General features: G+C 64.9%; 5 protein-coding genes and 1 riboswitch. Of the genes, 3 read left to right on the plus strand and 2 right to left on the minus strand.

Features of this window, described 5'->3' with window-relative positions; translation table 11 throughout:
- Nucleotides 1-175: 175 nt before the first annotated feature.
- Complete coding sequence (locus IGS60_RS27200) at nucleotides 176-8,866, plus strand: glucoamylase family protein (RefSeq protein ID WP_368858627.1); 8,691 nt, start codon at nucleotides 176-178, stop codon at nucleotides 8,864-8,866.
- Here IGS60_RS27200 and IGS60_RS27205 read toward each other — a convergent pair.
- Together IGS60_RS27205 and IGS60_RS27210 are read right to left on the minus strand one after the other, a co-directional pair.
- On the minus strand, nucleotides 8,863-9,069 hold the full coding sequence (locus tag IGS60_RS27205; protein ID WP_070223414.1) for a hypothetical protein: 207 nt from the start codon (nucleotides 9,067-9,069) through the stop codon (nucleotides 8,863-8,865). The two genes, IGS60_RS27200 and IGS60_RS27205, sit on opposite strands and share 4 nt — an antisense overlap.
- A 113-nt stretch (nucleotides 9,070-9,182) precedes the next feature.
- The gene (locus IGS60_RS27210; RefSeq protein ID WP_070223416.1) at nucleotides 9,183-9,758 is read right to left on the minus strand and encodes a TMEM165/GDT1 family protein; all 576 of its coding nucleotides are present in this window, start codon (nucleotides 9,756-9,758) and stop codon (nucleotides 9,183-9,185) included.
- A gap of 9 nt (nucleotides 9,759-9,767) precedes the next feature.
- Nucleotides 9,768-9,949: riboswitch (yybP-ykoY riboswitch) on the minus strand.
- 145 nt (nucleotides 9,950-10,094) lie between these two features.
- Between IGS60_RS27210 and IGS60_RS27215 the strand changes: the two genes are divergently transcribed.
- Together IGS60_RS27215 and IGS60_RS27220 are read left to right on the plus strand one after the other, a co-directional pair.
- Entirely contained in the window at nucleotides 10,095-12,488 is a 2,394-nt protein-coding gene (locus tag IGS60_RS27215; protein ID WP_230506749.1) for a M1 family aminopeptidase, read from the plus strand.
- A 118-nt stretch (nucleotides 12,489-12,606) separates the two neighbouring features.
- Nucleotides 12,607-14,466 (plus strand): M1 family metallopeptidase, encoded by a 1,860-nt coding sequence (locus IGS60_RS27220; protein ID WP_230506750.1) that lies wholly within the window; start codon nucleotides 12,607-12,609, stop codon nucleotides 14,464-14,466.
- The last annotated feature ends 18 nt before the right edge of the window (nucleotides 14,467-14,484 follow it).

Here is a 14,484-nt window from a genome sequence, read left to right on the forward strand (position 1 = left end):
TTGCCTGCGTCGCCCTCCTACGATGAAGTTCAGAAAATCTCCCTATACCCTGAGATTCGTCGCAACGCTCCGGCGCTTCGCTTTCCGTCTTCGCCAGTGTCCGATCGTGTTCTTCCAGACTGGGCCCGCATGACGGTGGCCGCTGGCTGCCTGCGCGCACCTAGCGAGGCTAAAGTTGAAAGAGTACACAGCAGTTGTCACGCAGCAGATCAAGGAACAGGTTTCCAAAGTCAAAGAAATCTTCCGCGACCATTCCCTTGCACCGGACACCTTCGACGCCGCGCGCGACGATGCCTTGCCCCTGCGTTCCGAGTTATTCAGCGCCATGCAGATGGCCGCCCACGGCAAGCATGTGGCCGCCGGCCATGCGGTGGGCAGGCATCATGGCCGCGACCGCCTGTTGGCGCGCCTGGCCGACAATGCGGCCCTCATCACGGCCACCGTCAACGAACTGACGGCGACTGTCAAAAGCGGGCGCCAGGTCACGCCCGCCTCGGAGTGGCTGCTCGATAATTTTTATCTGATCGAAGAGCAGATCCGCACCACGCGGCGCCACTTGCCGAAGAATTACAGCAAGGAGTTGCCACGGCTGAGTTCCGGCGTGGATGCGGGCTGCCCGCGCGTGTATAAAATCGCGCTGGAAATCATCTCGCACGGCGATGGCAGGGTCGACCTGGAAAACCTCTGCCACTTCGTCGAGGCTTACCAGGACGTGGCCACCTTGACCCTGGGTGAACTGTGGGCCGTGCCCATCATGCTGCGCCTGGCGCTGATCGAAAACCTGCGCCGCGTTGCCGCGCGCGTGGCCGACGACCGCATGCAGCGCGACCTGGCCAACACCTGGGCCGACCAGATGACGGAGATCGCCGAGCGCAATCCCAGCGGCTTGATCCTGCTCGTGGCGGACATGGCCCGTTCGAATCCGCCGATGACCAGCGCCTTCGTGGCCGAATTGTCGCGCCGCCTGCAGGGACAGAGTTCCTCGCTGACCCTGGCGCTGTCGTGGCTGACGCACAAGCTGGCCGAATCGGGCCTCACCATCGAGCAGCAGATCCAGTCCGAGATCGGGCAGCAGGCGGCCGACCAGGTCTCGATCGCCAACAGCATCGGCAGCCTGCGTTTTCTCGGCACCATGGATTGGCAGGAGTTCGTCGAGACCATGAGCGTGGTCGAGCAAACCTTGCGCCTGGACCCGGCCGGCACATATGGCTTGATGGATTTCGCCACGCGCGACAGCTACCGCCACGCCATCGAACGCATCGCCAAGCGCAGCGCGCGCAGCGAAGTGGAAGTGGCCGAGATGGCGGTGCAGCTGGCGCACACGCACGGCAATGGCAATGACGCGCGCCGCGGCCACATCGGCTTTTACCTGGTGGGGCGCGGCGTGCTGGTACTGGAAAAGCAGGCTGGCGCCAGGCTGCCGTTCATCGAGGCGCTGCAGCATACGGCGCGCGCCGCGCCGCTGGCCAGCTATCTGGGCGCCATTGCGTTCCTGACCCTGGCGACGAGCGCCCTGCTGCTCGAGCGCGCCGTGCGCCATGGCGTGCAGGGCTGGCCTCTGGCGGCGCTGGGCGCGCTGGCGCTGCTGGGCAGCAGCCAGCTGGCCGTGGCCGTGGTGAACTGGCTGGCAACCCTGATGACGTCGCCGCATCCGCTGCCGCGCATGGATTACCGGTCCGGCATTCCGTCCGATGCGCGCGGCATCGTCGTGGTGCCGACCTTGATCTACAGCGCGGAAAACGTGGCGGCCCTGTGCGAGGCGCTGGAAGTGCGTTATCTCGCCAACCGCGACCCGAACCTGCGTTTCTGCCTGCTGACGGATCTTGTCGACGCGCAGGCGCAAACCCTGCCCGGCGACGAAGCCCTGCTGAACCAGGCGCAGGAGACCATCCGTGGCCTGAACGAGAAATACCGCGTGGAGGGAGCCGAGTTCAAGGACAACGGCGACCCGGCCGATCCGGAAGAGCTGGGCCATGCGGGGCCGTTCCTGCTGCTGCATCGTCCGCGCCTGTGGAATTCGCAGCAAAACGCGTGGATGGGGCAAGAGCGCAAGCGCGGCAAATTGTCCGACCTGCACGCGTTTTTGCGCGGCGGCGCGCGCGACAAATTCTCGCTGGTGGAAGGCGAGTTGCGCGGCCTGCGCACGATCAAATACGTGATAACGCTCGACACCGATACTCAGCTGCCGCGCGACGCGGCGCGCGAATTCATCGCCACCATGATGCACCCGCTGAACCGTCCCGTGCTCGACGCGGCCGGCACGCGCGTGGTGGCCGGCTACGGCATCCTGCAGCCGCGCGTGGCCGTGGCGCTGCCCAGCGCGAACGCGTCGCGCTACGAGCTGCTGTGCGGCGGCGAACCGGGCATCGACCCGTACACGCGCACCGTCTCCGACCTGTACCAGGACGTGTTTTATGAAGGCTCGTTCATCGGCAAGGGCATCTATGACCTCGACATGTTCGAGCGCGTGCTGGGCCAGCGCCTGCCCGACAATAAAATCCTCAGCCACGATTTGCTGGAAGGCTGTTATTTGCGCGCCGGCCTGCTCAGCGACTCGCAGCTGTATGAAGAATATCCGGCCCGCTACGACGCCGACGTCAGCCGCCGCCAGCGCTGGATCCGCGGCGACTGGCAGCTGATCGGCTGGCTGCTGGGCCGGGTGCCGGGCCGCGCCGGCAAGCGCGAACGCAATCCTTTGTCGATGCTGTCGCGGTGGAAGCTGTTCGACAACCTGCGCCGCAGCGTCGTGGCGCCGGCCACCACCGTGTCCCTGTTGCTGGTGTGGGGCTTTCTGCCGCACGTGGCCTTCTGGAGCGCGGCCGTGCTGGCCATCATCTTCCTGCCGCCCGTGTTTTCGGCCCTGTACGATCTGCTGCGCAAACCGCGCGACACCCTGTGGCGCCAGCATCTGGCCGCGTTCGAGCGGCGCTGCGGCGTGCAGTTTTCGCACGCCATGCTGACCCTCGTCTTCCTGCCGTATGAAGCGTGGATCAGCCTGGACGCCATCGCGCGCACGCTGTGGCGCCTGGGCGTGTCGCACAAGCATTTGCTCGACTGGCGCGCCTCGAACCTGCACAGCTCTTCCGGCAGTCAAGCCGACAGCTGGCGCGCCATGTGGTGCTCGCCCGCGCTGGCGCTGGCCACCTTCGGCGCCTTGCTCTACTGGCGCCCGGCCGCCTTGCCGGCCGCCGCCGTGGTGTTGCTGCTGTGGCTGGCCGCGCCCGCCATCGCCTGGTGGATCAGCCGCCCCATCGAGCGGGCCGTGGCGCGCCTGTCGGCCGAGCAGGGGCGTTTCCTGCATGGCGTGGCGCGCAAGACCTGGGCGTATTTCGATACCTTCGTCGGGCCGGACGACCACTGGCTGCCGCCCGATAACATGCAGGAACACCCGAACCTCGTGGTGGCGCACCGCACCTCGCCGACGAATATCGGCCTGGCGCTGCTGGCCAACCTGACGGCCTACGATTTCGGCTACATCACCCTCGGCCAGTTGATCGAGCGCAGCCGCGCCACCCTGCACAGCATGGGCGAGCTGGAACGCTTCCAGGGCCATTTCTATAACTGGTACGACACGCAAACGCTCAAGGCGCTGCAGCCGATGTACATCTCGACGGTCGACAGCGGCAACCTGGCCGGCCATCTGCTGACCTTGCAGCCGGGACTGGTGGAACTGTACGACGCTCCCATCATCGGCGCGCAAGTGGTGCAGGGCATCCGCACGACGGCGCAGGTGCTGCAGGAATTCATCGCCGCCGAAGGCGAGGGCAAGGGCATGCGCGAGAGCATGAGCCTGTTGCAGGCGCAGGCCGCGCCCGCCACCCTGGCCGAATGGCATGCTTATCTCGCCGCCGCGAACGGCGCGGCCGATGCGCTGCTGTCGCTGACCCTGCAAAGCGAGGATGGCGAGCTGTCCATGTGGACGGGCGCGCTGGCGCGCCAGTGCCGCGCGGCGCTGGCCGAATTGCTGCAACTGGCGCCGTGGGCGGCGCAGGCGGGTGTCGATCCTGCTTGGCTGCGCATGCCGACCCTGCGCGAACTGGCCAACCTGGAAGTGTCCGAAGGCACGCCATCCGAGCTGGCCGCCCTGCTGGCGCAAGGCCGCGAACAGGCGGGCCGCCACATGCGCGACATCGCCCACGCGGCGGGCCAGGCGCGCGACTTCGCGCAGATCGAATACGGTTTCCTGTACAACCCGTCGACCAAGCTGCTGGCCATCGGCTACAACGTCAGCGAACGGCGCCTGGACCCCAGCTACTACGATTTATTGGCTTCCGAAGTGCGTCTGGCCAGCTTCATCGCCATCGCCCAGGGCCAGCTGCCGCAGGAGCACTGGTTCGCCCTGGGCCGCCAGTTGTGCATGGTGGCCGGCCAGCCCGTGCTGCTGTCGTGGAGCGGTTCGATGTTCGAGTACCTGATGCCGCTGCTGGTGATGCCGAACTACCCGAACACCCTGCTCGACCAGACCTACCATTCCGTCATCGAGGCGCAGATCGATTACGGGCGCCAGCGCGACGTGCCGTGGGGGATTTCCGAATCCGGCTACAACACGGTCGACGCCAGCCTGAATTACCAGTACCGCGCCTTTGGCGTGCCCGGCCTGGGCCTGAAGCGGGGCCTGGCCGACGACCTGGTGGTGGCGCCGTACGCCAGCATGATGGGCCTGATGGTGCAGCCGGAAGCGTCGTGCCAGAACCTGCAGCGCATGCAGGCGGCCGGCTACATGGGTCGCTACGGCTTTTTTGAAGCGATCGATTTCACCACCGCGCGCCTGCCGCGCGGGCAGGGCAGCGCCATCATCCGCTCCTTCATGGTGCACCACCAGGGCATGGGCTTTCTGGCCCTCAGCTACCTGCTGCACGACCGGCCGATGCAGCGCCGTTTCGAGTCCGATCCGCTGCTGCAATCGGCCTTGCTGGTGCTGCAGGAACGCACGCCGCAGGCCGGCGCGTTTTACTCGAACACGGCCGAACTGGCGGTGCTGCGCAGCGGCGCGCCCGAGCAGGCCATGCCGATGCGCATCCTCACGCAGGCCAACAGCGCCGTGCCCGAAACGCAGCTGCTGTCAAACGGCCGCTACCACGTCATGGTGAGCAATGCGGGCGGCAGCTACAGCCGCTGGAAAGACCTGTCCGTGACGCGCTGGCGCGAAGACAGCACGCGCGACAACTGGGGCAATTTCTGCTACCTGCGCGACCTCGACGACGGTGAAGTCTGGTCCACCATGTACCAGCCGACCCTGGCCGAACCGAAGAAATACGAAGTGATTTTTTCGGAAGGGCGGGCCGAGTTCCGCCGTGCCGACCATGGCCTCGACCTGTACACGGAAATCGTCGTCTCGCCCGAGGACGACATCGAAATCCGCCGCACGCGCATCAGCAATAATTCGAACCGCCAGCGGCGCATCGAGATCACCAGTTTTGCCGAAGTGGTGATGGCGCCGGCGGCGGCCGATGCGGCCCATCCCGCATTCAGCAAGCTGTTCGTGCAGACGGAAATCCTCGCGCATGAAAAGGCGATTTTATGCACGCGCCGGCCCCGCTCGAAAGACGAGCAGATGCCGTGGCTGCTGCATGTGATGACGGTGCACGATATCGAGCGCTACGAAGTGTCGTTCGAGACGGACCGCGCGCGCTTCATCGGCCGCGGCAACACGGCGCAGCTGCCGCAGGCGCTGCAGGACGACGGGCCGCTCAGCGGCGGCCACGGCTCCGTGCTCGACCCCATCGTGGCCATCCGCTACGTCATCACGCTCGAACCCGACCAGGCCGTCACCGTCGACAGCGTCACCGGCATGGTGGAGCAGCGCGAGGCGGCGCTGCACCTGATCGACAAATACCAGGACCGCCATCTGGCCGACCGGGTCTTCGAACTGGCCTGGACGCACAGCCAGGTGGTGCTGCGCCAGTTGAACGCCAGCGAAGCGGACGCGCAGCTGTATGCGCGCCTGGCCAACGCAGTGATCTACCCGAATGCGGCCCTGCGCGCGGAAGCGAGCATCCTGATCAAGAACCAGCGCGGCCAGTCCGGCCTGTGGGCGTATGCGATTTCCGGCGACCTGCCCATCGTGCTGCTGCAGATACGCGACGCGGCCAATATCGAACTGGCGCGCCAGATGGTGCAGGCGCATGCCTATTGGCGCCTGAAAGGATTGATCGTCGACCTGGTGATCTGGTACGAAGAGCAGTCGGGCTACCGCCAGCTGCTGCACGACCAGATCATGGGCTTGATCGCCTCGGGCATCGATGCGCAGGCGATCGACCGCCCAGGCGGCATCTTCGTGCGCCTGGCCGAGCAGATCGCCAACGAAGACCGCATCTTGCTGCAATCGGTGGCGCGCGCCATCATCAGCGATTTGCGCGGCACTCTGGCCGAGCAGGTCAAGCGCCCGCCGAGCCCCGTGCTGCGCATGCCGCCGCTGCTGCAGGACCCTGCGCGCGAGCATGGCGGCGTGCCGCACCGGGCGCCGCAGCGCGAGCTGATCCTGGAAAATGGCCTCGGCGGTTTCACGCCCGATGGGCGCGAATACGTGATCACCACGGCAGAAGGCAAGCAGACGCCGGCGCCGTGGTCGAACGTGCTGGCCAATGCGCAGTTCGGCACGGTGGTGTCCGAAGCCGGCCAGGCGTACACGTGGAGCGAGAACGCGCATGAATTCCGCCTCACGCCATGGCAGAACGACCCCGTGTCGGACCTGTCGGGTGAGGCGTTTTATGTGCGCGACGAGCAGACCGGCCAGTTTTGGTCGCCCTCGTCCCTGCCCGCGCGCGGCAGCGGCGACTACGTGACGCGCCACGGTTTCGGCTACAGCATTTTTGAGCACAGCGAGGGCGGCATCGCCACCGAGTTGTGCACCTATGTGGCGCTCGATGCGGCCGTCAAATACTCGGTGATCAAGGTGCGCAACGACAGCGGCGTGCCGCGCCGTTTGTCCGTCACCGGCTACGTGGAATGGGTGATGGCCGACCTGCGCGCCAAGTCCGGCATGCATGTGGCCACCGAAGTCGATACGATCAGCGGCGCGCTGTTTGCGCGCAATAACTACAACACGGAGTTTTCCGGCCGCGTCGGCTTTTTCAATACGGACGCCAGCATCCGCTCCATCACCTGCGACCGTAATGAATTCATCGGCCGCAACGGCAGCCTGGCGCAGCCGGCGGCGCTGCGCCGCGTGCGCCTGTCCGGCAAGGCGGGCACGGGGCTGGACCAGTGTGCCGCCATCCAGGTGCCGTTCGAACTGCAGCCGGGACAGGAGCGCGAAATCGTCTTCCTGCTCGGCGTGGGCGGGCGCCGCAATGCCGACGCCAGCACCATGGTGCAGCGCCATGCGGGCAAGGAAGCGGCCCGCATGGCGCTCGACGCGGTACGCGCGCACTGGGACACCACTCTGGGCGCGGTGCGCATCGAAACGCCCGAGCCGTCGCTCGACGTGATCGCCAATGGCTGGCTGATGTACCAGACCATCGCCTGCCGTTTGTGGGCGCGCAGCGGCTATTACCAGTCGGGCGGCGCCTACGGTTTCCGCGACCAGCTGCAGGACGCGATGGCGATGATCCACACGGCGCCGCAATTGCTGCGCAAGCACTTGCTGCTGTGTGCGGCGCACCAGTTTGTCGAAGGCGACGTGCAGCATTGGTGGCATCCGCCGTCGGACCGGGGCGTGCGCACGCACTGCTCCGACGATTACCTGTGGTTGCCGCTGGCCGCCTGCCGCTATGTGATCGCCACGGGCGACGTCAACGTGCTTTCGGAAGTGGCGCCCTTCATCGAGGGGCGGGCCGTCAAGCCGGAAGAGGATTCCTACTATGACTTGCCCATGCGTTCGGGCGAGTCGGCCGACCTGTACGAGCACTGCGTGCGCGCCATCCGCCATGGCTTGCGCATGGGCGTGCACGGCTTGCCGCTGATCGGTTCCTGCGACTGGAACGACGGCATGGACAAGGTGGGCGAACATGGCAAGGGCGAGAGTGTCTGGCTGGCCTTCTTCCTGTACGAAGTGCTGCAGCGTTTCGCCGAGGTGGCCATGCTGCGCGGCGACGCCGCATTCGCCCAGTTCTGCCGCGACGAAGCCGTGAAACTGGCGGCCAACGTCGAGGAACATGCTTGGGATGGCGAGTGGTACCGGCGCGCGTATTTCGACGACGGCACGCCATTGGGTTCGCACACGAACGAGGAATGCCAGATCGATTCGATTTCGCAAAGCTGGGGCGTGCTGTCGGGCGCCGCCAACAAGGAGCGGGTCGCCGGCGCCATGCGCCAGGTCGATGCGCGCCTCGTGCGCCGGGATTCCGGCGTGATCCAGCTGCTCGATCCGCCGTTCGACAAGGCCGACCTCAATCCCGGCTACATCCGCGGCTATGTGCCGGGCGTGCGCGAGAACGGCGGCCAGTACACGCATGCTGCCATCTGGACGGCGATGGCGTTTGCCCGCATGGGCGACGGCGAAAAGGCGTGGGAATTGCTGCGCATGATCAATCCCGTGCGCCATGGCGTCGACGCGCAGGCGGTGGCGCGCTACAAGGTGGAACCGTACGTGGTGACGGCCGACGTGTATGCCGTGGCGCCGCACGTGGGGCGCGGCGGCTGGAGCTGGTACACGGGATCGTCGGGCTGGCTGTACCGCCTGATCGTCGAATCCCTGCTCGGCTTGACGCGCGAAGCGAACGTGCTGCGCCTGGCGCCGGCCATGCCGGCCGAATGGGACAGCTTCAAGCTGCACTACCGCTTCGGCGCCAGCATCTATGCCATCACGGTGGAGCAGGCGCAGGGGCGGCCCGCGGGGTTGTCGCTCGATGGCGTGGCACAGGGCGGCAACAGCATCGCCCTGCGCGACGAGGGCCGCGAGTATGCGGTGCTACTGCTGCTCTAGTTTTGCCACTTCTCGTGTTCGGGACGGCGCCGGCCAGCCAGCAGGATCAGGCCGGCGCCAAATAGCAGCAAATCGCGCGTGCGCACTTCGGGCGCGGATGGTGTCGCCGTCTGGTGGTGACGCAAGGGGGCCGCCATGGCGGCGGCAGGCTGGCTGGCGCAAGCGGCCAGGCACAGCGCCGCCACGTTTCTATTCAACTGCATACATTCCTCAAGAAAGCGCGCTGACCGTTCCGGATCGGCGCGCCGGTATTCATGCCGACGATATTGTAATTATGAGCATGAATATTGTAAATTGGAAATTATACAGGGTTGTCTCAAAATCCCAGGGCGGCGCCCGCGCCCAGCAGGGTGGCCACGCCCAGCACGGCAAAGACCAGGGCCGCGATACCATGCACGAGGCGCAGCGGGACGCGGTTGGCGATCCTGTCGCCCAGGTAGACGGCCGGCACGTTGGCCAGCATCATGCCGAAGGTGGTGCCCAGCACGACGGAAACGATATCGTGGTAGCGCGCCGCCAGCGCCACCGTCGCCACCTGCGTCTTGTCTCCCATTTCCGCCATGAAGAAGGCGATCAGGGTGGTCAGGAAGACGCCGTATTTGGCCAGCTTGGTCTCGTCTTCATCGAGCTTGTCGGGGATCAGGGTCCAGGCGGCCATGGCCAAAAAGGAGACGCCCAGCACCCAGCGCAGCACGTCCGGGCCCAGCATGCTGGTGATCCAGGCGCCGACGGCGGCGGCGAACGCGTGGTTGGCGACGGTGGCGACGAAAATGGCCAGCACGATGGGCAAAGGCTTGCGGAATTTGGCGGCCAGCAGAAAGGCCAGCAGTTGGGTTTTGTCGCCGATTTCAGCGAGACCGACGATGCCGGTGGAGATGAGGAATGCTTCCATGAGATTGCAAGAGGTACGCGGGCCGGACGAATTAACCAATGATCCACGGGCGACTCCGGCCCATGCGGCCGCCCTGGATCAATGGTCTCGTCAAGTTTTGCAACCACCTGCACCATGGCCTGCGGGCCAATCATGTTGATACAGGTTCCCGCGGCAGGACCGCGGGACGACTACTCCCCAATGTTCGAGGCGCATCATACGCCTATGCCTGTTTCTGCGCCAGTGCCGCCGGCCCCGGGCGCCGTGCTGCGTGTGGAACTTCCACAACAATGATCGATTGCAAACAGACTCGACTTAGAATGCAGTTCTGTCCACGACTCCCAGATGGAATGCGCCATGCCGGTCCTTGTCCGCTTGCTTGCCCTGTGTTTGACCTTGTTTGCTCCCTTGACCGGCCTGTGCGCCGCCGCGCCCTTCGACGACAAGTTCCGCCAGCTGGAAGAACTGCTGCCCACGCCGAACAGCTACCGCACGGCGTCCGGCGCGCCCGGTCACGCCTACTGGCAGCAGCGCGCCGATTACGTGATCCGCGCCACGCTTGATGAAGCGCGCCGCGCCATCACGGCCAGCGAACAGATCACCTATCACAACCGTTCGCCCGACAGCCTCGCGTATCTGTGGCTGCAGCTGGACCAGAACGGTTTGCGCCAGGATGCCGACCAGCGCCGCGTATTGAGCGCACCGTCGCGCCAGGCCTGGCTGAGCGGTAACGAAGACGAAGCGCTGAAATTCGAGGACTTGCGCGCCATCCATGCGGGGCGCGAATTTGACGGCGGCTTCAAGCTGACCGCCGTGAAAGCGGCCAGCGGCAAGCCGCTGCCGTATGTGGTCAACCAGACCATGCTGCGCATCGATCTGCCGGTGGCGCTGGCGCCCGGCCAGAGCGTCACGTTCAACATCGACTGGTCGTATCAGATCAATGACCAGAAGGTGCTCGTCGAGCGCTCCGGCTACGAGTATTTTGAAGACGACAAGAACACGATTTTCCAGATCGCGCAGTGGTTTCCCCGCATGGCCGCGTATTACGACGCCGTCGGCTGGCAGCACAAGCAATTTCTCGGCTCTGGGGAATTCACGCTCGAGTTTGGCGACTACGAGCTGTACCTGACCGTGCCGGCCGACCATGTGGTGGCCGCCACGGGCGAGCTGCAAAACCCTGGCGCTGTATTGAGCGCGGCGCAGCGCGAGCGCCTGGCGCGGGCGAAAAACAGCGCTACGCCGCTGCTGGTGATCACGCCCGCCGAGGCGCTGGCGGCGGAAAAGGGCAAGCCGACGGGCATGAAAACCTGGCACTTCAAGGCGGCCAATGTGCGCGACGTGGCGTGGGCCTCGAGCCGCAAGTTCATCTGGGATGCGCAGGGTTTGGATAGCGGCGGCAAGCGCGTGATGGCCATGTCGTATTATCCGAACGAGGGCAATCCGCTGTGGCAGCAGTACAGCACGCGCGCCGTCGTGCATGCGATCGAGCAGTACAACAAATACAGTTTCGACTATCCGTATCCGAACGCGATTTCCGTCAATGGCGCCGTGGGCGGCATGGAGTATCCGATGATTGCGTTCAATGGCGGGCGCCCCGTGAAGGACAAGAAGACGGGGGAACTCACGTATTCGAAGACGACCAAATATGACCTGATCGGCGTGATCATCCATGAAGTGGGGCACAATTATTTCCCCATGATCGTCAATTCGGACGAGCGCCAGTGGACGTGGATGGACGAGGGCCTCAACTCCTTCCTGCAGTACCTGGCCGAGCAGGCGTGGGAAGAGCATTTCCCGTCCTGGAATGGCGAGCCGCGCAAGATCGTCGACTACATGCGCAGCCAGAACCAGGTGCCCATCATGACCAATTCCGAGTCCCTGCTGCAGTTCACGGCGAACGCCTACGACAAGCCGGCCACCGCGCTCAATATCCTGCGCGAAACCATCCTCGGGCGCGAGCTGTTCGACTTCGCCTTCAAGCAGTACGCCTTGCGCTGGAAGTTCAAGCGCCCGACGCCGGCCGACTTTTTCCGCACCATGGAAGACGCTTCCGGCACGGACCTGGACTGGTTCTGGCGCGGCTGGTTCTATACCACCGACGCGGTCGACATCAGCATCGACGGCATCAGCGAATACGGCGTGAGCACGAAGAATCCGGAAGTCGAGAAAGCGTGGAAGAAGACGCAGAAGGACGCGCAGCCCATCTCGATCTCGGACCAGCGCAACAAGGCCCTGCCGAAGAAGGTCGATGCCGATCCCGCGCTGAAGGATTTCTATAACCGGCACGATGAATTCACGGTCACCAACAAGGACCGCAACAGCTATGCGGAAGAGCAGGAAACGCTGGAGCCGTGGGAGAAAAAGCTGCTGGAACAGCGCAACATGGGCAAGCATCTGTACCTGGTCGACTTTTCGAATCTCGGCGGCCTGGTGATGCCGCTGATCCTGGAAATCGAACTGCAAAGCGGCAAGAAGATCATCGAGCGGGTGCCGGCCGAAGTGTGGCGCTACGCGCCGCACAAGATCAGCAAGGTGATCATCACGGACGAGCCGATGGTGGGCCTGGTGCAGGACCCGTACTGGGAGACGGCCGACATCGACACGAGCAACAATAGCTGGCCGCGAAAAATCACGCCGTCGCGCCTGGAGCTGTTCAAGCAGGACCGGGACAAGCATAACCTGATGAAGGATTTGAATACGCCGCTGAAGGCGCCCGAGGCCAAGCCGCAAGCCAGGGCAGAAGCAAAATAGGAAAACAGCGCCGGCCGGTCCGGCGCTTTTTTCTGCCGGCCCGCGCCGGAAGTGCTATTCTGCGCGACGCCCCGGCGCACACGGACCGGGGCTTTCGCAAATCATTCAAAAGACGACCATGCAAACTTTGACCTTCCTGCGCGCGCTGGGCTGTGCGCTATTTTGCCAGCTAACGCTGGCTGCGCACGCCGATCCCCTCAGCTATGCGCGCTACGACCAGGTGCGCACGCGCGACCTGCAGCTGGACTTGAAAGCCGACTTCAAGCAAAAGACGCTCTCCGGCTATGCCGAGCTGTCCTTGAACTGGATCGATCCGGCGGCGCGCACGCTGGTGCTCGACACGCGCGATCTGTCGATCGCCAAGGTGCAGGTACAGGACAAGCGCGGCGCCTGGCAGATGGCGCCGTATCAGCTGGACAAGGCCGACCCGGAAAAGGGCCAGGCGCTGCGCATCACCACCACGGGCCAGCCGGGCAAGGTGCGCGTCTACTATCACACGGCGCCGAACGCCATCGCCCTGCAGTGGCTCACGCCGCAGCAGACGATGTCGGGCAAGCTGCCGTTCATGTTCAGCCAGTCGCAAAGCATCAACGCCCGCTCGTGGGTGCCGTCGCAGGATACGCCGGCCGTGCGCTTTACGTATAGCGCGCGCATCGAGGCGCCAAGCGGCATGCGCGTCGTGATGAGCGCCGAGAACGACGAAAAGGCGACCGGCAAGGGCGGCTGGAAATTCAGGATGCCGCAGCCGATTCCCTCGTACCTGCTGGCGATCGCCATCGGCGAACTGGAAGTGCGCAAACTCGGCCCACGCTCCGCCGTGTATGCGGAACCGCCGCGCATCAAGGCGGCCGAATACGAGCTGGCCGACACGGAAAAGATGATCCAGGCGGCCGAAGCGCTGTATGGCCCGTATGGCTGGGGGCGCTACGACATGATCGTGCTGCCGCCATCGTTCCCCTACGGCGGCATGGAAAACCCGCGCCTGACCTTCCTCACGCCGACCATGATCGCGGGCGACCGCAGCCTGGTCGACCTGATCGCGCATGAACTGGCCCACTCATGGTCGGGCAACCTGGTCACCAACGCCTCGTGGAAGCACATGTGGCTCAACGAAGGCTTCACCACCTACGTCACGACGCGCATCGTCGAGCAGCTGTATGGCAGCGACGTGGCGCAGATGGGCGTGCAGGTCGACCAGGAAGAACTGGCCGCGTCGATCAAGGAGTTGCCGGCGGCGAAAACGGCGCTGATCACGCGCGACGCCGATGCCAACCCGGCGGAAACGTACACGGACGACGGCATCATCTACCCGAAAGGCGCCTGGTTCCTGGCCACCATGGAGCGCCGCGCCGGCCGCGCCGTGTTCGACCCCTTCCTGCGCGGCTGGTTCGACCAGCATGCGTTCCAGAGCGTGACGACGGAGCAGTTCATCGCCTACTTGCGCAAGAACCTGCTGGCACAGCATCCGGACGTGATGCCGGAAGCGGAACTCGAGGAATGGCTGTATGGCACGGGCGTGCCGGCCAGCGCGCAGCGCGTCGTCTCGCCGCGCCTGGCGCTGCTCGATCAGCACCGCGACGCCTGGCTCAAGGGTGAGCTGTCCACCAGGGATCTGGGCATGGACAAGTGGATCGCCATCGAATCGATGCACTTCCTGAACGACATCAACAACAAGGCCAGCGCGGCGCAATTGCGTGAGCTGGATCAGGCGTATGGCGTGGGCAAGAGCGGCAACAATGAAGTGGCCTACCGCTTCTACCTGGCCTCCGTGAACGCCGGCTACGACGTGCGCCAGCCCTTGCAGGCATTCCTGCTGAGCGTGGGCCGCCAGAAGTTCGTCGTGCCCCTGTACAGCGCCTTGATGAAGACGCCGCAAGGCCATGCCTGGGCCAAGGACGTGTATGCGCAGGCGCGCGAACGCTACCACCCGGTGACGCAGGAAAGCGTCGATAAATTGATGGCCGCGCAAGCGCATTGAATCTTCTTTGGATAACCT

Source organism: Janthinobacterium sp. FW305-128 (genome assembly GCF_020858135.1).
Taxonomy (GTDB): Bacteria; Pseudomonadota; Gammaproteobacteria; order Burkholderiales; family Burkholderiaceae_D; genus Janthinobacterium.